The sequence below is a fragment of the Pseudooctadecabacter sp. genome, assembly GCF_965657175.1.
In the GTDB taxonomy this organism is placed as follows: domain Bacteria; phylum Pseudomonadota; class Alphaproteobacteria; order Rhodobacterales; family Rhodobacteraceae; genus Octadecabacter.
The window spans coordinates 25,444-47,655 of record NZ_CBFHNH010000017.1 but is presented as its reverse complement, the minus strand read 5'-3'; the positions used below and the strand labels follow the sequence as shown (position 1 = coordinate 47,655).

22 protein-coding genes are annotated in these 22,212 nt (G+C 59.9%); 11 read left to right on the top strand and 11 right to left on the bottom strand.

The window, feature by feature from the left end:
- Positions 1-41: 41 nt before the first annotated feature.
- On the top strand, positions 42-2,066 hold the full coding sequence (gene tkt / locus ACTG36_RS13195) for a transketolase (protein ID WP_439142583.1): 2,025 nt from the start codon (positions 42-44) through the stop codon (positions 2,064-2,066).
- A gap of 117 nt (positions 2,067-2,183) precedes the next feature.
- Entirely contained in the window at positions 2,184-2,792 is a 609-nt protein-coding gene (locus ACTG36_RS13190; RefSeq protein ID WP_439142574.1) for a DUF4329 domain-containing protein, read from the top strand.
- A gap of 1 nt (position 2,793) precedes the next feature.
- Here ACTG36_RS13190 and ACTG36_RS13185 read toward each other — a convergent pair whose 3' ends face one another.
- Together ACTG36_RS13185 and ACTG36_RS13180 are read right to left on the bottom strand one after the other, a co-directional pair.
- Positions 2,794-3,744 (bottom strand): DUF808 domain-containing protein, encoded by a 951-nt coding sequence (locus ACTG36_RS13185; protein WP_439142572.1) that lies wholly within the window; start codon positions 3,742-3,744, stop codon positions 2,794-2,796.
- A gap of 36 nt (positions 3,745-3,780) precedes the next feature.
- Entirely contained in the window at positions 3,781-4,149 is a 369-nt protein-coding gene (locus ACTG36_RS13180) for a DoxX family protein (protein WP_375281415.1), read from the bottom strand.
- A gap of 177 nt (positions 4,150-4,326) precedes the next feature.
- On the opposite strand from ACTG36_RS13180, the gene gap (ACTG36_RS13175) reads away from it, so the two are divergent.
- From gap (ACTG36_RS13175) to ACTG36_RS13155, 5 genes are all read left to right on the top strand, one after another.
- Complete coding sequence (gene gap, locus ACTG36_RS13175) at positions 4,327-5,328, top strand: type I glyceraldehyde-3-phosphate dehydrogenase (protein ID WP_375281414.1); 1,002 nt, start codon at positions 4,327-4,329, stop codon at positions 5,326-5,328.
- 41 nt (positions 5,329-5,369) lie between these two features.
- Positions 5,370-5,648 carry a hypothetical protein gene (locus ACTG36_RS13170; protein ID WP_375281413.1) on the top strand — a complete coding sequence of 93 codons (279 nt, stop codon included), beginning with the start codon at positions 5,370-5,372 and terminating at the stop codon, positions 5,646-5,648.
- 158 nt (positions 5,649-5,806) lie between these two features.
- The gene (locus ACTG36_RS13165; protein ID WP_375281412.1) at positions 5,807-5,950 is read left to right on the top strand and encodes a hypothetical protein; all 144 of its coding nucleotides are present in this window, start codon (positions 5,807-5,809) and stop codon (positions 5,948-5,950) included.
- A 102-nt stretch (positions 5,951-6,052) separates the two neighbouring features.
- A complete protein-coding gene (gene gap / locus ACTG36_RS13160) occupies positions 6,053-7,057 on the top strand; it encodes a type I glyceraldehyde-3-phosphate dehydrogenase (protein WP_375281411.1) in 1,005 nt (334 codons plus the stop codon).
- 181 nt (positions 7,058-7,238) lie between these two features.
- Positions 7,239-7,400, top strand: a complete 162-nt coding sequence (locus ACTG36_RS13155) for a hypothetical protein (protein ID WP_375281410.1) — start codon at positions 7,239-7,241, stop codon at positions 7,398-7,400.
- 130 nt (positions 7,401-7,530) lie between these two features.
- On the opposite strand, the gene coaD is transcribed toward ACTG36_RS13155, so the two are convergent.
- From coaD to ACTG36_RS13140, 3 genes are read right to left on the bottom strand one after another with little or no spacing between them, the layout of a single operon-like run.
- Positions 7,531-8,025 (bottom strand): pantetheine-phosphate adenylyltransferase, encoded by a 495-nt coding sequence (gene coaD, locus ACTG36_RS13150; RefSeq protein ID WP_375281409.1) that lies wholly within the window; start codon positions 8,023-8,025, stop codon positions 7,531-7,533.
- A 60-nt stretch (positions 8,026-8,085) separates the two neighbouring features.
- On the bottom strand, positions 8,086-8,523 hold the full coding sequence (locus tag ACTG36_RS13145) for a CBS domain-containing protein (protein WP_375281408.1): 438 nt from the start codon (positions 8,521-8,523) through the stop codon (positions 8,086-8,088).
- A gap of 54 nt (positions 8,524-8,577) precedes the next feature.
- The gene (locus ACTG36_RS13140; protein ID WP_375281407.1) at positions 8,578-9,462 is read right to left on the bottom strand and encodes a LysR family transcriptional regulator; all 885 of its coding nucleotides are present in this window, start codon (positions 9,460-9,462) and stop codon (positions 8,578-8,580) included.
- Positions 9,463-9,567: 105 nt separating this feature from the next.
- Between ACTG36_RS13140 and ACTG36_RS13135 the strand changes: the two genes are divergently transcribed.
- The 4 genes from ACTG36_RS13135 to ACTG36_RS13120 all read left to right on the top strand — a co-directional run bounded on the left by ACTG36_RS13135 (position 9,568) and on the right by ACTG36_RS13120 (position 13,309).
- Positions 9,568-11,070, top strand: a complete 1,503-nt coding sequence (locus ACTG36_RS13135) for a CoA-acylating methylmalonate-semialdehyde dehydrogenase (protein ID WP_375281406.1) — start codon at positions 9,568-9,570, stop codon at positions 11,068-11,070.
- Positions 11,071-11,186: 116 nt separating this feature from the next.
- Positions 11,187-11,516, top strand: a complete 330-nt coding sequence (locus ACTG36_RS13130) for a cupredoxin domain-containing protein (protein ID WP_375281405.1) — start codon at positions 11,187-11,189, stop codon at positions 11,514-11,516.
- A gap of 80 nt (positions 11,517-11,596) precedes the next feature.
- Entirely contained in the window at positions 11,597-12,154 is a 558-nt protein-coding gene (locus ACTG36_RS13125; RefSeq protein ID WP_375281404.1) for a L,D-transpeptidase, read from the top strand.
- Positions 12,155-12,190: 36 nt separating this feature from the next.
- The gene (locus ACTG36_RS13120) at positions 12,191-13,309 is read left to right on the top strand and encodes a carboxylate-amine ligase (protein WP_375281403.1); all 1,119 of its coding nucleotides are present in this window, start codon (positions 12,191-12,193) and stop codon (positions 13,307-13,309) included.
- Between the two features lie 15 nt (positions 13,310-13,324).
- Here ACTG36_RS13120 and uvrA read toward each other — a convergent pair whose 3' ends face one another.
- The 6 genes from uvrA to queA all read right to left on the bottom strand — a co-directional run bounded on the left by uvrA (position 13,325) and on the right by queA (position 22,207).
- Positions 13,325-16,195: an excinuclease ABC subunit UvrA gene (uvrA, locus tag ACTG36_RS13115; RefSeq protein WP_375281402.1), complete on the bottom strand. Its 2,871-nt coding sequence runs from the start codon at positions 16,193-16,195 to the stop codon at positions 13,325-13,327.
- 92 nt (positions 16,196-16,287) lie between these two features.
- Positions 16,288-17,424: an MFS transporter gene (locus ACTG36_RS13110; protein WP_375281401.1), complete on the bottom strand. Its 1,137-nt coding sequence runs from the start codon at positions 17,422-17,424 to the stop codon at positions 16,288-16,290.
- A gap of 64 nt (positions 17,425-17,488) precedes the next feature.
- A complete protein-coding gene (gene lpdA, locus ACTG36_RS13105; RefSeq protein WP_439142564.1) occupies positions 17,489-18,865 on the bottom strand; it encodes a dihydrolipoyl dehydrogenase in 1,377 nt (458 codons plus the stop codon).
- 117 nt (positions 18,866-18,982) lie between these two features.
- The gene (locus ACTG36_RS13100) at positions 18,983-19,567 is read right to left on the bottom strand and encodes a DUF924 family protein (RefSeq protein ID WP_375282118.1); all 585 of its coding nucleotides are present in this window, start codon (positions 19,565-19,567) and stop codon (positions 18,983-18,985) included.
- Positions 19,568-19,646: 79 nt separating this feature from the next.
- Positions 19,647-20,921 (bottom strand): MFS transporter, encoded by a 1,275-nt coding sequence (locus ACTG36_RS13095; RefSeq protein WP_375282117.1) that lies wholly within the window; start codon positions 20,919-20,921, stop codon positions 19,647-19,649.
- A gap of 230 nt (positions 20,922-21,151) precedes the next feature.
- On the bottom strand, positions 21,152-22,207 hold the full coding sequence (gene queA, locus ACTG36_RS13090; protein WP_375282116.1) for a tRNA preQ1(34) S-adenosylmethionine ribosyltransferase-isomerase QueA: 1,056 nt from the start codon (positions 22,205-22,207) through the stop codon (positions 21,152-21,154).
- Between the last annotated feature and the right edge of the window lie 5 nt (positions 22,208-22,212).

Sequence of the window (22,212 nt, the reverse complement as noted above, 5' to 3'; positions counted from 1 at the left end):
ACGCATCCAACACAATTCTCGTCAAATAAAGGATCATGCCCGTGGACATCCAAGCCCTTCGTTCAGCCCACCCCGAACATTGGATGCGCGCCGCCGCGATCCGCACATTGACACTTGATGCCGTGGCTGCGGCCAACTCGGGCCACTCCGGCATGCCCATGGGAATGGCCGATGTGGCCACTGTCCTGTTTGAAAAGCACCTGAATTTTGACCCCAAGGCCCCGCACTGGCCCGACCGCGACCGGTTCATACTGTCGGCAGGTCACGGGTCCATGCTGATTTATTCCCTGCTGCACCTGACAGGCTACGAACAGGCGACGCTTCAGCAGCTTAAGGATTTCCGCCAATGGGGTGCGCGGACGGCGGGTCACCCTGAATATGGCCACCTTGAAGGGGTTGAGACGACAACAGGTCCCCTTGGCCAAGGCATCGCCAATTCCGTGGGCTTCGCACTGGCCGAAGAAATCCTGCGCGCGCGCTTCGGCAAGACCGTAATCAACCACCACACCTATGTCATGGCCGGCGACGGCTGCCTGATGGAAGGCGTCAGCCAAGAGGCGATCGGCCGTGCGGGCATGCAAAAGCTGGGCCACCTGATCGTGTTCTTTGACAACAACAACATCACCATCGACGGCACAGTGGATATGGCTGACATCACCGACCAGTCCGCACGGTTCGAAGCCTCCGGTTGGCATGTGCTGGAAATTGACGGCCACGATCCGGTCGCGATTGACGAAGCGATTGTTGCGGCCAAGGCCGAAACAGGCCGCCCGACGATGATCAACTGCAAGACCCACATCGCATTGGGCCACGCAGCACAGGACACGTCCAAAGGCCACGGCGCGCTGACCGATCCAGAACAGCTTGAGGCCGCCAAGAAAGCCTATGGCGCCGATTGGGGCCCGTTTGAAATCCCCGCAGACATTAAATCCCAATGGGAAGCGTTTGGCGCACGCGGTGCAGCCGCCCGCGCCGATTGGGAAGCCCGTTTTGCCAAGTTGAGCAAAGCCAAGCAGGACGATTTCAACCGTGCCTTCGCGCTAGATGCCCCCAAGAAATTGTCGGCCACGATCAAGGCTTTCAAAAAGCAGGCGTCTGAGGCGGCCAAGAAAACAGCCACCCGGTCTTCATCCGAAGCCGTGTTGGAGGTCATCAACCCGATCATGTCCGAAACCGTTGGCGGATCGGCCGACCTCACCGGATCCAACAACACCAAAACCGCTGATTTGGGCGTGCACACGCCGGACAACCGCGCCGGTCGCTACATCCACTACGGCATCCGTGAACACGGCATGGCCGCAGCGATGAACGGCATGGTCCTTCATGGCGGCATCCGCCCCTATGGTGGCACGTTCATGTGTTTCACCGACTATGCGCGCGGTGCCATGCGTTTGTCCGCATTGATGGAGGTCCCGACCGTCTACGTCATGACCCACGACAGCATCGGTCTGGGCGAAGACGGCCCGACCCACCAGCCGGTCGAACATCTGGCCATGCTGCGCGCCACGCCCAACACCAACGTCTTCCGCCCTGCGGACACGGTTGAGGTTGCAGAAGCGTGGGAACTGGCGCTGACCGACAAGAAAACACCGTCCGTTTTGTGCCTGTCCCGTCAGGGCCTGCCTGTCGTGCGCACGGACCATAAGACCAAGAACATGACCGCCCAAGGTGCCTATGTTCTGGCCGATGCTGACGCAGGCAAACGTCAGGCGATCCTGATGGCCTCCGGCTCTGAGGTCAGTGTCGCCATGGAGGCCCGCGCCATTCTTGAGGCCGAAGGGATCGGCACCCGCGTGGTGTCCATGCCCTGCTGGGAATTGTTCGAAGCCCAGGATGAGAAGATCCGCAAGCGTGTGCTGCCCGGTGGTCCGGTCCGCGTCGCGGTTGAGGCGGGCGTGCGGCTTGGCTGGGACAAATGGCTGCTGGGCGAACGTGGCCGCGAAACCAAGGCCGGTTTTGTGGGCATGGACAGCTTTGGTGCCTCCGCCCCTGCCCCCACTTTGTTTGAAAAGTTCGGCATCACCGCCGAGGCCACGGCCCAAAAGGTCCGCGATCTGCTGGGCTAACCCCGCCGATACATGCTTTCAAACGCGCGTCTTGGGCCCCCAAGGCGCGCGTTTTGCGTTCCATTGCCCCTCACCCGCAATCTGCTACTGTTTGCGTCTCAACACCCAGAGGGCCCCATGATCAAATCCTTCACAGCGGCCCTTGCCGGCGTCCTTTTTCTGTCCGCCTGCGCGGACGGCGGCACACCTACCATCACCAAGCCCGGCGTGGGCCAGCCGGTGTCGGGGGGCTTTTCAGTGGTGGCGCCCAATGCGCCTTCGGGACCTGTGGTGGATCAGTTTGCGCGAAATTTTCTGAACACGATCCAAGCGGCGTCCATCCGTGATCGGGCGGAATATTGCGGCTATATCTTTAGGAACGCTGGCGGTCAGCTAGAGGCAACCCAGCCCCGCCGTGGCACCTTTGCCAGTTGCGAAATGCCTGTGCCCGAACGCGGGCGCGGCATCATTGCCAGCTATCATACCCATGGGGCCTTCGATCAGGGATATGACAACGAAGTCCCCTCCACCCTTGATCTGCTGTCGGATTTCCAGTTCGGGATGGACGGCTATGTGTCCACCCCCGGCGGGCGTGTCTGGTTGGTGGACGTCCAAACCCGCACCACACGGCAGCTGTGCGGGCGCGGCTGCGTGATCAGCGACCCGCAATACCGCGACACAGGCGACGCAAGCATCCGCCCCGTCTACACCCTACAGTCATTGCAACAACGCCAAGGCGCGTTCTAGGTCAGTGTGCTGCGGCTTTCTTGCCGCCAAACAATGGCTTGAGGATTTTCGTCACCATCGGGATCAGGGCCAACCCGATGATCAGCCCGAAAATACCGTCCAATCCGGCGGTGATCGCCCAGGCCACAAAACCCGTAAACCCGGCCGCCGCCGCTTTGATCGGCGCATAGGGCCAGTCTACGCCTAGGTAATGCAATTCGTTCACCAGAATGGACCCGCCAACCCAAAGCATCGCCAAAGTCCCCACAAAGGACAGCAAAATCAGGAAATACGGCATCGCCTTCACCAGACCGGTGCCCAGCGACCGTGTCAGCCCTGTGCGCCCGTTGGCGGCCATCCACAGCCCTGTATCATCGGCCTTCACGATCAAAGCGACAGCGCCGTAAACCACGACAGTGACCAGCACCGCAACAACGGCCAGCGCCATACCCTGCAGCCAGATCGACGCATCGGGGAAGTTGCTGGTGATCTCATTGAGGGTGATCGTCATGATCTCAGCCGAGAGGATGAAATCCGTCTTGATCGCCCCGCGCACACGGGTTTCTTCCAGATGGGCGGGGTCTTTGACCTCTTCTTTGTTGACGTGATTGTCCTTGTGCGGGGCCAACACGTGCCAGACCTTTTCGGCCCCCTCGAAGCACAGATAAAGGCCGCCCAGCATCAAAAGGAAAATCAACACAATCGGCGCAAAGGCCTGCAGCACCATGGCCACGGGCAGCAAAATCAACAGTTTGTTGAAAAACGACGCCCGTGCGATTTTCCAGATGATCGGCAATTCGCGCTTGGGATCAAGGCCGGTGACATATTTGGGCGTTACGGCGGCATCATCAATCACCACGCCTGCGGCCTTGGTGCCCGCCTTCGCCGCCATGCCTGCCACATCATCGACCGAAGCCGCTGCAATCCGCGTCAGGGCGACCACGTCGTCCAAAAGGGCAATCAATCCGCTCATGTCATTCTCCTTACGTCTTGCGCCGCAACCTAGCCCTTAGGCACGGCCACGCAAGCCCCCGCAGACAGCCAAGGCCAGACAGCCCCCGGCAATCGCCCAGTTTTTCACAAAGATCGTCATCTGCCACGGGTCATCCGGTTGCAAATGAAACAGGCTGGTGGCGGCGCTGTAGACCCCTGCCGCCAGTGCCACTGTGCGCAGCTGCCAGCCTGCGATCAAGGCCACCCCGATGACGCCATTGAACACCATCGCGGGCCAGACCAGCACCTCAGGCAGTCCGCGGTCCGCCAGCAACGCCATGGCCGGCGCTGCGTCTTGCACCTTTTGCACCGCCCCGCCTACAAACAGCACCGCAATCAACATCCGCGCTGTTGCGACCAATGCCGCGTCCCACCGATTCTCCATCTGCGCCCCTTTTCGTGTCCCACGCCCAACCGTTAGCGCAACCGCGCGCGAAGCGTTAGCGCAAACCTAAGATGTGAGCGCAACCATTACCGCTAACATATTGAAACCTATTCACCTTCCCTTGGTCCACAACGGCATACCGCCTACAAACACCCCAACTGACCAAAGGAGACTACCATGACCGTCACCATCGGCATCAACGGATTTGGCCGGATCGGCCGCTGCACCCTGTCCCACATCGCAGAGGCCGCGCGCAATGACGTTCAAGTGGTCAAAATCAACGCCACGGGTCCCGTAGAAACCAACGCCCACCTGCTGCGGTATGACAGTGTCCATGGCCGCTTCCCCGGTGAGATTACGGTCAATGACGGCAAGCTGGACCTTGGCCGTGGACCCATCGACGTGATGTCCACCTATGACCCGACAGAGCTGGATTGGGAGGGCTGTGATGTCGTCCTCGAATGCACCGGCAAATTCAACGACGGCGAAAAATCCAGCGTGCATTTAGAACGCGGCGCAGGCAAGGTCCTGATCTCTGCGCCTGCCACAAACGTCGACCGCACGATCGTCTACGGCGTCAACCACCGCGATCTTGAGGCCCGCGACCGTATGGTGTCCAACGGGTCCTGCACAACCAACTGCCTCGCCCCCTTGGTCAAGGTCCTCAACGATGCGATCGGCATCGAACGCGGGCTGATGACGACCATCCACAGCTACACCGGCGACCAGCCCACGCTGGACCGCCGCCATTCTGATCTCTACCGCGCGCGGGCTGCGGCCATGGCGATGATCCCCACCTCGACGGGGGCCGCCAAGGCGCTGTCACTGGTGCTGCCTGAAATGGAAGGTCGCCTAGACGGCACCGCCTTGCGGGTGCCCACGCCCAACGTCTCCGCCGTGGATCTGACGTTTGAGGCGGCCAAATCCGTCACCGTCGCAGACGTCAACGCCGTCGTGGCCGAGGCCTGCGCGGGCCACATGGGCATGGTCATGTCTTATGACCCCGACCCCAAGGTCAGCATCGATTTCAACCATACTCCGCATTCGTCCATCTTCGCCCCCGACCAGACCAAAGTGATCGGCGGCAAAACCGTGCGCGTGCTGGCGTGGTATGACAACGAATGGGGCTTTTCCGTGCGCATGGCCGATGTCGCCGCCCATATGGGCCGCTTGAACTAGGCCAAATTTCTGCCGCTTTGGCGTTGTGGTTTCAGGCGAACTTGAACGAAGACGGCCTTCTGCCCGTCCTCAGCATCTGTCTGGCCGGATTGATCATGGCCAGGGTGAATTTCGGCCTGCGGCGGTTCGTTAAAATTGGGCGCTACCTGACCTATCACCGCAAAAGCTGGACCCGCACTGGCACCGTGGCCCGCGCCAATGCGGTCTATGACGCAGTTAACAGCTTTGACGGCGATAGCACCGCCCTCCAGCGGCTGCAAAAAAGAACCGGATCGTGTTTTGGGGCCGGATGTGCGGCCTTGCGGTCATCGTTCTGCTGATCGCCGTAAACCCAGACCCGAACGTCAGGCGCATTTTGACCGCTACGGCACCTATTGCGCCGTGCACGGCAGCCTAAATTACACAGGCACCATGATCTATCAGCCCCAATGCTGATCGCCCCCTCGACAGACGCCCCGTTTCATGGCCTAACCCGATCATGACAACGCGCCTCGCCTTTCTCCTCATGGCCCTCATCGTGGGCTTCTTTGTCCTCGACCATTATGTCTTGCACCTCAACGCTTTCATTTTCATTTCGAAAAAAGGGCTTGAGCTGATCTCAGCTGTGGCCTTCTGGCGCTGACGCCAAATCGGGTTGACCTTCCGTCCATAATCGCGATGTTAGCGCCAACGGTGGACGCAACCTGCGGCCACGCTAGCTCTATCCAAAATTATGGAGGCTCCCATGACCGTCAAAGTAGCAATCAACGGCTTCGGCCGCATCGGCCGCAACGTATTGCGCGCCATCATCGAATCCGGTCGGACCGATATCGAAGTCATCGCGATCAACGATCTTGGTCCCGTGGAAACCAACGCGCATCTGCTGCAATATGACAGTGTGCATGGCCGCTTCCCGGTTGAGGTCAAGACAACCGCCGACAGCATCGACGTGGGCCGTGGGCCGATCAAAGTCTCCTCCATTCGCAACCCCGCCGACCTGCCGTGGTCCGACGTGGATGTTGTGCTGGAATGTACGGGTATCTTTACCTCTAAAGAGGCCTGTCAGGCGCACCTTGAAAACGGATCATCCCGCGTTCTGATTTCTGCCCCCGGCAAAGATGCCGACAAAACAATCGTCTTCGGCGTCAACGACGGTGAACTGACAGCCGACGACATCGTCGTGTCCAATGCGTCGTGCACCACGAACTGTCTGGCGCCTGTTGCCAAGGTCCTCAACGACGGGCTGGGCATCAAACGGGGCTTCATGACCACTGTGCACAGCTACACCGGCGACCAGCCGACGCTCGATACGATGCACAAAGACCTCTACCGCGCGCGCGCAGCCGCGATGTCCATGATCCCGACGTCAACGGGTGCGGCCAAGGCCGTGGGCCTTGTGCTGCCTGAGTTGGACGGCAAACTGGACGGCGTGGCCATCCGCGTGCCAACGCCCAACGTGTCCTGCGTTGATCTGACGTTTGAGGCCTCTCGCGATACAACAGCGGAAGAAATCAACGACATCATCCGCGCTGCTGCCGCCGATGGCCCGTTGAAAGGCATCCTCGGCGTGACGGATGCAAAGCTGGTGAGCCAGGATTTCAATCACGACCCGCGTAGCTCCACCTTTGCGACGGATCAGACCAAGGTGATGGACGGCAACCTGTGCCGGATCCTCACATGGTATGACAACGAATGGGGCTTCTCCAACCGGATGAGCGATACAGCCGTGGCCATGGCCAAGTTCCTGTAAAAAGACCCTCATCGAAATGACATCTGGGGTGGCCATCACGGCCGCCCCTTTTTTGTTCGGATCACAAAAAACCCATGCAAAAAACGCAACCCCGGCTGACCGAAACCGGCCCTAGTGCAGGGCACCAAAGCGCTTAAATCTGGGTCAAGACGAAACAGAGCACTCTTGAAAGGATGCACAGATGACTATGATCAACACCCTGCGTGACCGCCTTGCCAAACGTGCCGCCTACAGCCGCACCCGCCGCGCCATCGCCAACCTGCCCACGGACCTCGCTGTCGAAGATCTGGGCCTCTACCCCGGTGACGCCCGCGAAATCGCGACACGCGCGGTCTACGGGTAAGCGCCACGCCCCCGCTTCATCTGGCCAGATAAACTCCCCCCGGAGGGCCCCTGTCCAACAGGCGGCCCTCTTTGCCATTTTGGGCTCACATTGCCACTGACGCCTATAAAGGCAACGCCGCGTCAGCGGCTCATTTTTGCAACCGCGCCACAAGGGCCGCGCGCACAGCGGGGGTCACGAACTTCGACACATCCCCACCCAGTCGCGCGATTTCCTTGACCAGCTTGCTGGCAATCGCCTGATGCTGGGCTTCGGCCATCAAAAACACGGTCTCCACGCTGTCATCAAGCTGCCGGTTCATCCCGACCATCTGATATTCATACTCAAAATCCGCCACAGCCCGCAGGCCGCGAATAATGATCGATGCCTCAACATCCTTGGCGCAATCAATCAGCAGGTTTTCAAAGGGATGGGCCACGATCTCACAGCCGGTTTGCGCAGAGAGCGCCGCACATTCCGCCTCAATCATCGCCACCCGTTCTTCCAAGGAAAACAACGGCCCCTTATCGCGGTTGATCGCCACCCCGATGACCAAACGGTCCACCAGCGAACAGGCGCGCCGGATGATATCCAGATGCCCCAAGGTCACAGGGTCAAATGTGCCGGGGTACAATCCAATGCGCATGGGCAGGCCTCATCTTAGTTCACGCCGGCAAGCAACATCATTGCGCCCCCGATGGCAAGCCTAATGGCCCATCACCATCCCCTCAAGCGCGTCACGTTCCATCGCCAACTCCGCCAAACGCGCCTTGACCACATCCCCGATGGAAATCAGCCCCACCAGCTTGCCGTCCTCGACCACGGGCATATGGCGAAACCGGCCTTCGGTCATCTTGCCTAGGATCGAATCCGATGTGTCGCCCATGCCGCAAGTCACCAGCTTGGTCGTCATCATCCGCCCGACGGCTTCCGCCAGACAGCCCGCGCCCTGTTGGCCCAGATTGCGCACGATATCGCGTTCGGACAAAATGCCTGCCGCCGTGGCCCCGCCATCATCGCTGACCACGATCGTCCCGATCCGCCGGTCCGACATGATCGCTGCGGCCTCGGACACGGACGCATCAGACCCCAAGGTCAACACCCCCTCCACGGCCTTTGATTTCAAAATCTGGGACACGATCATGGCTTTCTCCTTATGTGATAGGCCCCCAGCCTAGCGCCCTGCCCCCCACACGTGTCAAGGGAAGGCCCCTTCGAGACGCGCAACCTCCGCGCGAAGACCTGCTGAAACGGCCTCAGCAAACCGCGTCAACCTCTCTGACTTGCGGTCGCTCAGATGGCGGACCAGATAGAAAGATCGCACCAGCGACACCTCCTCCGTCAGCACGCGGCGGACCTCGGGCATGGCGGGTAAAGCAAAGTCATGGACGATCCCCACGCCCGCACCTGCGCGCAGCGCCATGGCCTGCACCGCCACGGAATTGGACGCCAATTGCACCCCGCCTGCCGCCAGCGGGCCCAGATAATCCAACTCCTTGTCGAAAATCATATCGGGGATGTAACCCACGAAGGGCACGTCTTTGAGGTGCGCGCGGGTCGTGATTTTGGCCGCAATCTGCGCCTCAGCCGCCAAATGCAGGCGGTAGTCGGTGATTTTCTGCACCAACAGCCGTCCCGCATCGGGGGGCGACACGGTCAGGGCCATATCGGCCTCCCGTTTGCTGAGGTTCACCACCCGTGGCAGCGCGAGGATCTGGATTTCCAGCCCTGGATTATCGGCCCCGATGCGCGCGCAAACCTGCGGCAGCAGGTAATTTGCGGCCCCGTCGGGCGCACCAATGCGGATTTGGCCGCTTAACTGCCCTGTCTGCGCCACTGCGGCTTCGGCCACTTGGCCCAACGCGGTCTCCGCCGCTTCGGCGGCAGGCAGCATCCGCGCGCCTAGATCGGTCAGCGCGTAGCCTTGGGGGGATTTCACAAAACACGCCCCCACCCGCGCCTCCAGCCGCGCAATGCGTCGGCCCACGGTTGCGGCGTCCATCCGCAATTGGGGTGCTGCTCGGCTGAGGCTTTCGGCACGGGCCACCGCCAGAAACACCCGCATGTCATCCCATTGATCCATCCTGCACCCTTTGCGTTTCTGCAAAACAACTTTGGCAAACTGACGCTTTATGCAGCGAAAACGCAAGGCTATGGTGCCCGCAACCACACCTTTAGGGAGGACACCATGACAACCGAACTCACCCATTACATCGGCGGCGTACACGTCAAAGGCACGTCAGGCCGCTTTGCAGACGTCTTCAACCCCGCCACGGGCGAAGTGCAGGCCAAACTCCCCCTCGCCTCTGCGGCAGAGCTTGACCATGCAGTCGCCGTTGCCGCCAAAGCCCAACCGGCCTGGGCCGCCACCAACCCCCAGCGCCGCGCGCGGGTTCTGATGGCCTTTGTGGGGCTTTTGAACCGCGACATGGACAAATTGGCCGAAGCGCTCAGCCGTGAACACGGCAAAACCATCCCCGACGCCAAAGGCGACGTGCAGCGCGGGCTTGAGGTCGTGGAATACTGCATCGGCGCGCCGGAACTGCTGAAAGGCGAATACACCGATGGCGCCGGCCCCGGCATCGACATCTATTCCATGCGTCAGGCGCTGGGTGTGACCGCAGGCATCACGCCATTCAACTTCCCCGCGATGATCCCCATGTGGATGTTCGCGCCCGCCATCGCCTGCGGCAATGCCTTCATCCTGAAGCCGTCCGAACGGGACCCGTCTGTGCCGCTGATGCTCGCTGAATTGATGGAGGAAGCAGGCCTGCCGCCAGGAATCCTGCAGGTCGTGAACGGCGACAAGGAAAGCGTCGATGCGATCCTTGATAATGAGGTCATCCAATCTGTGGGCTTCGTCGGCTCCACCCCTATCGCCGAATACATCTACGGGCGCGGTTGTTCCAATGGCAAGCGTGTGCAGTGTTTCGGCGGCGCGAAAAACCACATGATCATCATGCCCGATGCGGACATGGGCCAAGCCGCCGACGCGCTGGTCGGTGCGGGCTATGGTGCGGCCGGCGAACGCTGCATGGCGATTTCCGTGGCCGTCCCAGTGGGGGACGAGACGGCGGATCGTCTGATTGAAGAACTTGTCCCGCGCATCGAAAAGCTGCGCGTCGGCCCCTATACCTCGGGCGATGATGTGGATTACGGCCCTGTTGTCACGGCGGCCGCCAAACAAAACATCCTTGGCCTTGTGCAATCCGGCATTGATCAGGGCGCTGAATTGGTGGTCGACGGGCGCGATTTCTCCCTTCAAGGGTATGAAGACGGCTTCTTTGTGGGCCCGCATCTGTTTGACCGCGTCACGCCTGACATGGACATTTACAAAAAGGAAATCTTCGGCCCTGTCCTGAGCACCGTGCGCGCGGGCAGCTATGAAGAGGCGATTGGCCTCGCCATGGATCATGAATACGGCAACGGCACCGCGATCTTCACCCGCGACGGCGACGCCGCCCGTGATTTCGCCAACCGCATCAACGTCGGCATGGTGGGCATCAACGTGCCTATTCCGGTGCCGCTGGCCTATCACACCTTTGGCGGTTGGAAAAAATCCGCCTTTGGTGACCTGAACCAGCACGGCCCCGATGCCTTCAAATTCTACACTCGGACCAAGACCGTGACCTCCCGTTGGCCGTCAGGCATCAAGGAAGGTGGCGAATTTAATTTCAAAGCGATGGATTAATTTCAACCGTTAACTAAAAAATGTAACAGGTGTTGAAACTTAAGTAATCGGCACCTCGTAGCTACAGCTGTCCGGTTCGAAAGGATCGGGCAGTTTGCATTTGAAAGGACTTCCCCATGACCAACCGTCGCCAATTCCTCACCCGTGCTGCAACCGCCGCAGCGGCCCTTCCCCTTCTGGCGACAGTCGCCCGCGCCGAAACCCATGTTGTGACCATCAAAAACATGGCCTTTTCCCCCGCCGACCTGACAATTGCCCCTGGCGATACGGTGACTTGGGTCAACGAAGATCGCATGCGCCACTCCGCCGAGGATCTGAACGGTGCGTTTGACACCGGCCTTCTGGGTCGCGGCGACAGCGCCAGCCTGACGTTTGGCAACTCCGGCTCATTCAGCTACCGCTGCGGTCCGCACCGCAACATGCGCGGCACCATCACGATCGCATAATTTCGCCGATCACGCGCCCGTGAGGGGAGTTCCATTGCAGCGGCGTCTCGTCCATGTGAACCACGGATTGATCCACATTGATGGGGCAGGTTATCCAATCGAAACGCACATTCCTCCTCACGGCGACTGCCGCGCTGGCAACCCCTATGCTGGCGCGTGCGCAACAGGCCACACCTGACCGCAACGCATCGTCCTTTTTTACGCAAGACTGGCAGGACCATTTCCAGTCCCTGGGTAAAGGCGCGATCCTTGCCGACATTACATCGCGCGTGCTGCACTATTGGGATCCGGATGGGACATATCACCTCTATCCGTCCTCCGTTCCCCTGACCGAAGAACTGACCCGTCGCGGGTATTCCGAAATCGTGCGCAAGCGCGTGGGCCCCTCTTGGACGCCCACCGCCAACATGCGCGAGCGTGACCCGACGCTGCCGCAACGCATGGAAGGCGGCGAACCGGGCAATCCGCTGGGCACATATGCCATGTACCTGACATGGCCCGCCTATCTGATCCATGGCACACACGACACGCGCAAAATCGGACGGCAAAGTTCATCCGGGTGCATCGGTCTGTACAATGAACACATCGCTGACCTGTTTGGACGCACGCAGGTGGGCTGTCAGGTCCGCCTGCTGTGACTTTACCAAATGCCCTAAACCCGTCAGGGTTGGGGCATGACAGAACCTGAATTTACAATCGGCGTAGAGGAGGAGTACCTCCTCGTTGACACGAAAACCCGTGCTTTGGCCGAAGTGCCAGAGGCCATGATGGCGGCCTGCAAGGACGCCCTTGGTGATCAGGTCAGCCCTGAATTTTTGCAATGTCAGATCGAAATCGGCACGGGCATCTGCCAAACCGCAGAGGACGCCCGCGCAGATTTGGCCCATTTGCGCCGCACCATCCGCGACCTTGCCGCAGACCACGGTTTGGCGCCCATCGCGGCCTCATGCCATCCGCTGGCCGATTGGAAATACCAAAGCCACACAGACAGGGACCGGTACAACCAGTTAGAACGTGATCTGGGCGGCGTCGGGCGGCGCATGTTGATCTGTGGGATGCATGTCCATGTGGGGCTGAACGACAACGCCCTGCGTGCGGACCTTATGGGTCAACTCAGCTATTTTCTGCCGCATCTTCTGGCCATGTCCGCGTCTTCGCCATTCTGGCAGGGGGAAGATACCGGCCTTGCCTCTTACCGTCTATCGGTCTTTGACAACCTGCCCCGCACCGGCCTGCCGCCAGCTGTGGACAGCTGGGACGCCTATCAGCGGTCCGTGGATACGCTGGTCGATCTGGGCATCATCGAAGACAGCAGCAAAATCTGGTGGGATCTGCGCCCCTCTGCGGCCTTTCCCACGCTGGAGGCGCGCATCTGCGATGTCACGCCCCGCCTCAGCCATACGGTCGGCCTTGCCGCGTTGATTCAATGCCTCACCCGGATGCTTTGGCGGCTGAAACAGAAAAACCAGCGCTGGCGCAAATACGATATGTTCTTGGTGCAGGAAAACCGCTGGCGTGCCCAGCGGTATGGCACCACCGAAGGATTGATCGACTTTGGCCGGGGCGACATCGTGCCCTTCGCCGAATTGTTCGACGATCTCATGACACTGGTGGAAGAAGACGCCGGCATCCTGCAATGCACCCGCGCCTTGGACGACCTGCGCGATATCGTGACCAACGGCACCAGCAGCGCCCGTCAACGCGCCGTCTATGACGCAACCGAAGGCGACAAGCCCACCAAATGCGCCGCTGTCGTCGATCACCTGATCGCGGAATTCAGCGCCGATCTGTGACCGACGCCGCTGGTCTTATTCCGCCGCGACCTTGCGCGCCTGCAACATGGGTTTGAGGTAATGGCCCGTGTGCGACCCCTCAACCTCGGCCACCTTTTCTGGCGTGCCGATGGCCACGATCGTGCCGCCGCCGTCACCGCCCTCAGGCCCCACATCAATGATGTGATCGGCGGTTTTCACGACGTCCAGATTGTGTTCGATGACAATGACCGTGTTGCCGCTATCGACCAATTCATGCAGCACTTCCAACAGCTTACGCACATCTTCGAAATGCAGACCTGTGGTCGGTTCATCCAGAATGTACAGCGTGCGACCGGTGGACCGTTTGGCAAGCTCCTTGGACAGTTTGACCCGCTGCGCCTCGCCCCCTGATAGAGTCGTGGCCTGCTGGCCTACCTTGATGTAACCAAGGCCGACCCGCATCAGCGCGTCCATCTTTTCACGGATCGACGGCACCGCCTTAAAGAAGGTCTGCGCCTCTTCCACAGTCATGTCCAAGACATCGGCGATCGACTTACCCTTGAACTGAATTTCCAGCGTTTCGCGGTTGTAGCGTTTGCCCTTGCAGGTCTCACATTCCACATAAACGTCGGGAAGGAAGTGCATCTCAATCTTGATGACACCATCGCCCTGACAGGCCTCACACCGTCCGCCCTTGACGTTGAAGCTGAAGCGGCCGGGCTTATAGCCCCGCGCCTTGGCCTCGGGCAGGCCGGCGAACCAGTCACGGATGGGCGTAAACGCCCCCGTATAGGTCGCAGGGTTTGACCGCGGCGTGCGCCCGATGGGGCGCTGGTCAATGTCGATCACCTTATCAAGGTGTTCCAACCCCTTGATCGTCTCACAGGGCGCTGGTGTTTGCCGCGCGCCGTTCAGCGCCATCGACGCGGTCTTGAACAACGTCTCAATCGTGAGGGTCGATTTGCCACCGCCGGACACGCCGGTCACGCAGACAAACTTGCCCAGCGGGAAGTCGACCGTGACGTTTTGCAGGTTGTTTCCGCTGGCCTTTATCACCGTCAGCTTTTTCTTATTGCCCTTACGACGCTTCGCAGGCACCGCGATTTCGCGACGGCCCGCCAGATAATCGCCGGTGATGCTGTCGGGGTTGGCGATGATTTCAGCGGGCGTGCCCTTGGCCACCACTTTGCCGCCATGAACACCGGCGCCGGGGCCGATATCAAAGACATAATCCGCCTCACGCACGGCTTCTTCGTCGTGTTCCACGACGATCACCGTGTTGCCCTGATCGCGCAGGTTTTTCAGCGTCGTCAGCAGGCGGTCGTTGTCGCGCTGGTGCAACCCGATGCTGGGTTCATCGAGCACATAAAGCACCCCCTGCAGGCCGGACCCGATCTGCGACGCCAGTCTGATCCGCTGGCTTTCACCGCCCGACAAAGTGCCGGAATTCCGGCTCAGCGTGAGATATTCCAGCCCGACGTTGTTCAAAAAGCCCAAGCGTTCGCTGATCTCTTTCAGGATTGGCCCCGCGATAGCGTTCTTTTGCACGGTCAGGGCGTCAGGCACCGACCCGCACCACTCAAACGCCTCGGAAATCGACATCTGCACCACCTGACCCGCGTGCAGCAGGTGATCGGGTGTGCCGATTTTAACAGCCAAAGCCTCCTCCCGCAGGCGGTAGCCATGGCATGTCCCGCAGGGGCGGTTGTTTTGGTAGCGTTCGAATTCTTCCCGAATCCAGTTGCTGTCCGTTTCGCGGTAGCGGCGTTCCATGTTTGGAATCACGCCCTCAAACGCGCGTTTGACTTCATAAACGCGGCCACCTTCGTCGTAGCGGAACTTGATCTCCTCATCACCCGATCCGTGCAGGAAAACCTGCTGCACAAAGGCAGGAAGGTCTTTCCAACGGCTGTTCTTGTCGAATTCATAATGCTTGGCGATGGCTTCGATGGTCTGCAAGAAATAGGGCGACTTGCCTTTGCGCCAGGGTGCCAAGGCGCCGTCATAAATCTTCAACGTCTGGTCGGGCACGACAAGGCGTTCGTCAAAAAACAGCTCAACCCCCAGACCATCACAGGCAGGGCATGCCCCGAAGGGCGCGTTGAAGGAAAACAAGCGCGGCTCAATCTCCGGAATGGTGAACCCGCTTTCAGGGCAGGCGAAATTTTCGGAGAAGGTAAAACGTTCCGGCTCCCCCTCTTTGGGGGCCGTTTCGAGAATGGTGATCCCGTCCGCCAGATCTAGTGCGGTGCGGAAGCTGTCGGCCAGCCGGGTTTCCAACCCGTCGCGCACCACGATCCGGTCCACCACCACATCAATGTCATGGCGGAATTTCTTGTCCAGAGTGGGCGGTTCATCAAGGTCATAGAATTCCCCGTCGACCTTCACCCGCTGAAAGCCCTGCTTGCGCAGTTCCAGAAATTCCTTGCGGTATTCGCCTTTGCGGTCGCGGATAATGGGGGCCAGAAGGAACCCACGGGTCCCCTCCTCCATCGCCATGACGCGGTCGACCATGTCCTGCACCTGCTGGGCCTCAATCGGCAAGCCGGTGGCGGGGGAATAGGGCGTGCCAACGCGCGCAAAAAGCAGGCGCAGGTAGTCGTAAATCTCAGTCACAGTACCGACGGTGGACCGTGGGTTTTTCGACGTGGTCTTTTGTTCAATGGAAATCGCGGGGCTTAACCCGCTGATGTGATCCACATCGGGCTTTTCCATCATATCAAGGAACTGCCGCGCATAAGCTGACAGGCTTTCAACATAGCGCCGCTGTCCTTCGGCATAGATCGTATCAAAGGCCAACGAGGACTTGCCCGACCCCGACAGCCCCGTGATCACCACCAGCTGGTCGCGCGGAATATCCACATCGATGTTCTTAAGATTGTGTTCACGCGCGCCGCGCACTTCGATGTTCTTCAGCTCAGCCATAAGGGCCCCCAGTCTATGCTCGATCACCACATAGGCAGCCTACGTCCAGTGACCAGACCCCATATAGAACAGAGGGCGAACAAACGGAAGAATTAACGCAAGGTTGCTGACATCCGTGCCGCGGCATAGGCCCAGCCGCCCAAAACAGCGCCTAGAACGCAAATTGAAATGGCCATCCCCGCGATGCCCCACAGGCTGCCCGCCACCAAAGCAAAAAGAGGTGTGCCCGCAAAGGTGCCCATGTTGCCCACCTGCGCCATGGCCCCGTTGCACCGCGCCTGATCCTGCGGATCAGGGCTGAATTCTGGGACCGCTGCAAAGTTGGCCCCTGCCGTCAGTCCGGTGAAAAACAATGCGGCTATGGCAATGATCGTCGATCCGGTGACAGCCATGAGCGCAAAAAGCACCCCCGCCACGACAAAGCCCCAGACCGACAGACGGGACGCGGGCATCCGTTGTGCCACAAAGCCGCTGGCGAAGGTGCCCGACAGGTTGGACAGCGGCAGAACCACCGTCAACCAAGGTGCGGCCATGGCCGCAGGCAAAAAGGCCACCAAAGCAATAAACAAAGAGGTGTAGATGCCGTGCCCGACCCCTGGGGCGAAATAGCGCGGCGTGCGAAAGATTGTCCGGTGCAGCGTGATCAGGTTTGGGATCGCGACGCCCTGTTCCATCACCCGCGGCAAGGCCCAAAACAGGATCGGAAAGATCAGCGCCAGCAACAGCCCGTGTCCTGCATAAACGGCACGCACGCCGCCCCACGCCTCAAGAGGTGGTATAAACCAAGCCAAAATGGCAAAGCCCACGCCGAAAAACGTGCCCCACAGGCCCATCACCACCGGTTTGTCCGTGGGACGGGCCAGTGCCACCATCATGGTGGGCAGTGCGACCACCAACAACAAATGGCCAAAGCCCTCAACCAAGCGGGTGGTCATGAACGCGCCGAACGGCATGTCCGGCCCTTGAACCAGCGACACCAGCGCAGATCCGGCAATGGCCCACAAAACCGACCGTCGCACCCCTAAACGGGCCACAACAAAGCCCGAGACCGACCCGCCCACGATACCCACAACAGACACGGCTGACACCGCCAAAGGCACGGGCGCGCCCGCGTAAATGTCGCCCAGCGTCTCAAGCGTGAGGGTGATTTTCGCAAACTGGGCCGCCGCCAACAGGCCGGTGGTCCAGAGCAAGGCAATCAGTGGCCAATTTGTGCGAGGGGTGGTCATGCCCCTCGCTACGCCGCACCCCCGGCCGGAGCAACTAACAAAATTCCGGAATTTTGCGCGGCTCTTACATGTGGATCACACGGTCGTAGGCGTCGAGAACGCTTTCGTGCATCATCTCGGACAGGGTTGGATGGGGGAACACGGTTTCCATCAGGTCCTCTTCCGTGGTCTCCAGCTTGCGCCCGATCACATAGCCCTGGATCATCTCGGTCACTTCCGCACCGACCATATGCGCACCCAGCAATTCGCCCGTCTTTTCGTCGAAGATGGTCTTCACCATGCCCTCCGGTTCACCCAAGGCAATCGCTTTGCCGTTGCCGATAAATGGGAAGCGCCCGACCTTGATTTTATAGCCCTTTTCCTTGGCTTGCGCCTCGGTATAGCCGACGGATGCGACCTGTGGGTGGCAGTAAGTGCAGCCTGCGATGCTTTCGGGTTTCACCGGATGGACGTTGTTCTGCCCTGCGATCAGATCTGCGACCATCACGCCTTCATGGGAGGCTTTGTGCGCCAGCCACGGGGCACCCGCGATATCGCCAATGGCGTAGAGCCCCTCTACGCCCGTGCGGCAGTATTCGTCAGTGACCACATGGGTGCGGTCGATTTTGACGCCCAATTCTTCCAGCCCGAGGTTTTCGACATTGCCGACGATTCCCACCGCAGAAATCACCGTATCGAACTCCATCTTTTCGACCTTGCCGTTCGCTTCGATATGCGCGGTCACCTTGTCTTTGCCGCGATCGAGCTGTTTGACGATCGACTTGGCCATGATCTTCATGCCCTGTTTCTCGAAGGCCTTGTGCGCAAATTTTGAGATTTCTTCATCCTCAACCGGCAACACGCGGTCCATGACTTCGACCACCGTCGTGTCGGCCCCAAGCGTGTTGTAGAAGCTGGCAAATTCAATGCCGATGGCGCCAGAGCCGATGACCAGCAGTTTCTTGGGCATATATTTGGGCTGCAAGGCGTCCTTGTACATCCAAACGCGGTCGCCGTCGGCCTCAAGGCCGGGCAGATTGCGCGCGCGCGCACCGGTGGCCAAAACGATGTTCTTGGCCGTCAATTCCTCGGTGCCCTTGTCGGTTTTCACGCTGACCTTGCCCTTGGATGTGATCTTGGCCTCACCCATGACCACGGTGCATTTGTTCTTTTTGAGAAGATGCCCAACACCGCCCGACAGTTGGCTCGCCACTCCACGGGATCGTTTGACCACGGCGGGCAGATCATAGTCGATCCCGTCGGCTTTCAGACCAAAGTCCTTGGCGCGGTGCATCAGATGAAAAACCTCGGCCGACCGCAGCATCGCCTTTGTCGGAATGCAGCCCCAGTTCAGACAGATCCCGCCCAGATGTTCGCGTTCAACAACGCACACCTTCAGGCCCAATTGCGCGCCCCGAATGGCCGCCACATAGCCGCCTGGGCCTGCTCCAATTACGATCATGTCAAAGTTCTGAGCCAAGGTTCGGTCCTCCAATTGCGAATTTAGTTTAGCATTAAACTATTTCGGCATGTAGGGCCAGTGACCAAGGGTCAACTCTGCTATGCAACAAAGTCGCAGCTAGCGGGCCGCCTTGGCATCCACCGCCCGCAAGGCACCGGCGTAGCCTTCGGTGTCCATCCACGTGGTCTCAGCGGTGGTGGAGGCCCGTTCAAGGGCCGCGTTGCGATAGGGAAACCGGCCAAAGGTGCGGATGATATGGCGGTGCGCGCAGGCGTGCCGCACCCCACTGCCCTCATCTTGGGTCATCCGGCTCGACATCAGACGCACACAGCGATCCTGATCCACAAGGTTTTCGGAATGCATCAGCGGCATGTAGAAAAACTGTCGTTCCGGTTCCGGCACCGACATATCCCACCCCCGATCCACCGCCAGTTTGGCCGCCGCCCGTGAAGACCGATCAGCGGCAAAGGCCAATCCCTTGCCGCGAAACATATTGCGCGGGAATTGATCGGTGAGGATCACATAGGCCAAACACTCCTTAGGGGAGGTCAGCCACAGCCCGTAAGCCCCGTTGCGGGCCTCATCCCATGCGTCCGCAAACTTGTCGCGGATGCTGGCATCCAGATCGTCCCCGCCCTGATACCAGCCCTTCGGCCCCACCTCATCGAGCCAAAACGTCAAAACCTGATCCGGCGTTACCATAGCGATCCCTCGCGCACCCTTAACCTGTGATCAAGCGTTACAGGATTCTTGAAATCTGACAAGGGTTTAGGGCATCGGATTAGGGGAAATTTACATCCACATCTGCCTGATCTTCCAGTTCCGTCTCAATGTAGATTTCCTGTGCGACCTCCATGGCGACGGGCGATGCGCTGGCCATCACGGGCGCATAGCTCACCTGATCCTCGACAGAGATGTCGCTGGGACGTTGCAGCATCCGCACCAAACCATAGCCGGCCATCGCCGCCATCAAGACAGCGACCACCGCCCAAAATGCGGCTTCGCCAAAGACGCCCATGATCCAACCGATCAGGACCGGCCCCATAATCGCGCCCACCCCGTTGATAAAGATGAAACCGGCCGAGGCTGCAGGCATTTCCTCATGTTCCAGAAAGTCGTTCGCATAGGCGATATAAAGGGCATAGAGCGGGTTCGACGTGCCGCCCACCAAGGCCGCCCCGATCAGCAAAGTCGTAAAGGTGCCGCCGCTGATCCACGCCAGCGCAGCCCCCCCCGCGCCCAGCGCGGCGACCCCGACAATCAGGACACGTCGATCCATCCGGTCCGACAGCCATCCGATGGGATATTGTGCGGCCAAGGCCGCGATATAAATGACCGACACCAGCAGCGAAATTTGTGCCACGCTCAGCCCCACAGCAGTGCCATAGACGGCTGTCATACCGAATTGCGCGGCAAACACGCCACCCAGCAGGAACATACCCACGGAGGCCAGTGGGGAGGCGCCCACAAGGTTCCGCAAGCTCATGGGTTTGGTGGCTTCAAACGCAGGCGTGGGCTGAACGGACAACAAAATTGGCGCGAAAGCGAGGCTCACCAAGACCGAAGGGATGATGAACAAGATGAACCCTTCAACGTCCCCCACGCTCAAGATGCCTTGGGCGACAACGATGCCGGACATCTGTGCCAACATGTAAAGCGACAAGGATTGGCCGCGGTTTTCATTGGTGGCCGCATTGTTCAGCCAGCTTTCTGCGGTCACGTACACGCCCGAAAAGCAGAACCCGATGATAATGCGGCCCAAGGTCCACGCCCAGATGTCCACCAACACTGGATACATGATCAAGACGGCGGAAATGGTCGACCCGAGGGCCGCAAAGACCCGCACATGACCGACCCTGCGGATCATCTCAGGCGCCAAACGCGATCCGCCCAGAAAGCCCAGGAAATAGGCCGACATGACGATCGACATCTCAAAGGTGGAGAAATTCTCCAGCCCGCCGCGCACACCCAAAAGCGTGCCTTGCAGACCGTTGCCCACCATCAGCATGAACATGCCCAAAAACAACGCCCAAGAGGTCACAAAAACCTGGATCATGTCATGCACCTTTCAACCCGTGCCCCTTCGTCAGACTGCGGCCCGACGCAAACTGGTGTCGCCCCTAAAGACGACACCAGCATGACGCAATGGGGTGTTTTTGATTACGCTGGCAAGAGTTTCGAAAAGATGACTTTTGCCTTTGTTTACGACCAAAAGCGCGGAAAATCGCCTGCCAGTGGGATGCGGTGTCCACGGACTTTCTGCGCCCTCGCCCTGTGCCGGTTCCTTTACGATGACTGCGGCAACAGGATCGACGAATCCCCGTAGCTGAAAAACCGGTAGTCGTTGGCGATGGCATGGGCGTAAATCTCTCGGATGCGGTCCACCCCCATAAGGGCGCTGACCAGCATCATCAGGGTGGATTTGGGCAGGTGGAAATTGGTCATCAGCCCGTCAGCAATCTGGAATTCAAACCCCGGCGTGATGAAAATATCCGTGTCGCCTTCCCACGCCTCAAGCCGTCCGGACCGGCCTGCCGTTTCAATCAGCCGCAGGGCGGTGGTCCCCACTGGGATCACGCGCCCGCCTGCGGCCTTGGTCGCCATAATGTCCGCTGCGGCCTGCGGCGACACCTGCCCCCATTCGGCGTGCATCTTGTGATCGGACACATCATCGACCTTCACAGGCAAAAACGTGCCCGCCCCCACATGGAGCGTGACATGGCTGAACGCCACACCCAGCGCGGCCAGATCGTCCAGCAGCCATTGTTCGAAGTGCAAAGACGCTGTCGGGGCGGCCACGGCACCGGATTTGTCGGCCCAGATGGTCTGATAATCCTGCTTGTCTTGCGCATCCGCCGCCCGTTTGGCGGCAATATAGGGCGGCAGCGGCATAGCCCCTGCGGCATTCAGGGCGGCATCGAAATCATCACCTGTCAGGTTGAACCGCAGCAGCGCCTGATCCTCCATGCGGCCTTCAAAGACCGCGCTCAAGTCAGGGGAAAAGACGATCTCCTCCCCCTCTTTGACTTTGCGCAGGGGTTTGACCAGTGCAGCCCACATGCCATCGGCCTGTGGTTCAAGCAGCGTGACCTCAATCTTGGCCACGCCGTCGCCGTGGGCCGACACGCGGCTGCGCGTGCCAAAGAGCCGCGCGGGGATTACCTTGGTGTCGTTGAGGACAAGCCGGTCCCCTGCCCGCAAGACAGCCCCCAAATCCGCCACGGTCATGTCGCGAGTGGCTGCCCCTTCGGCCACCAGCAGTTTGGCCGATGTGCGCGGCCGCGCAGGGCGGGTGGCGATCAACTGTTCAGGCAGGTCGAAATCAAATTCGCTCAACTTCATGGGGC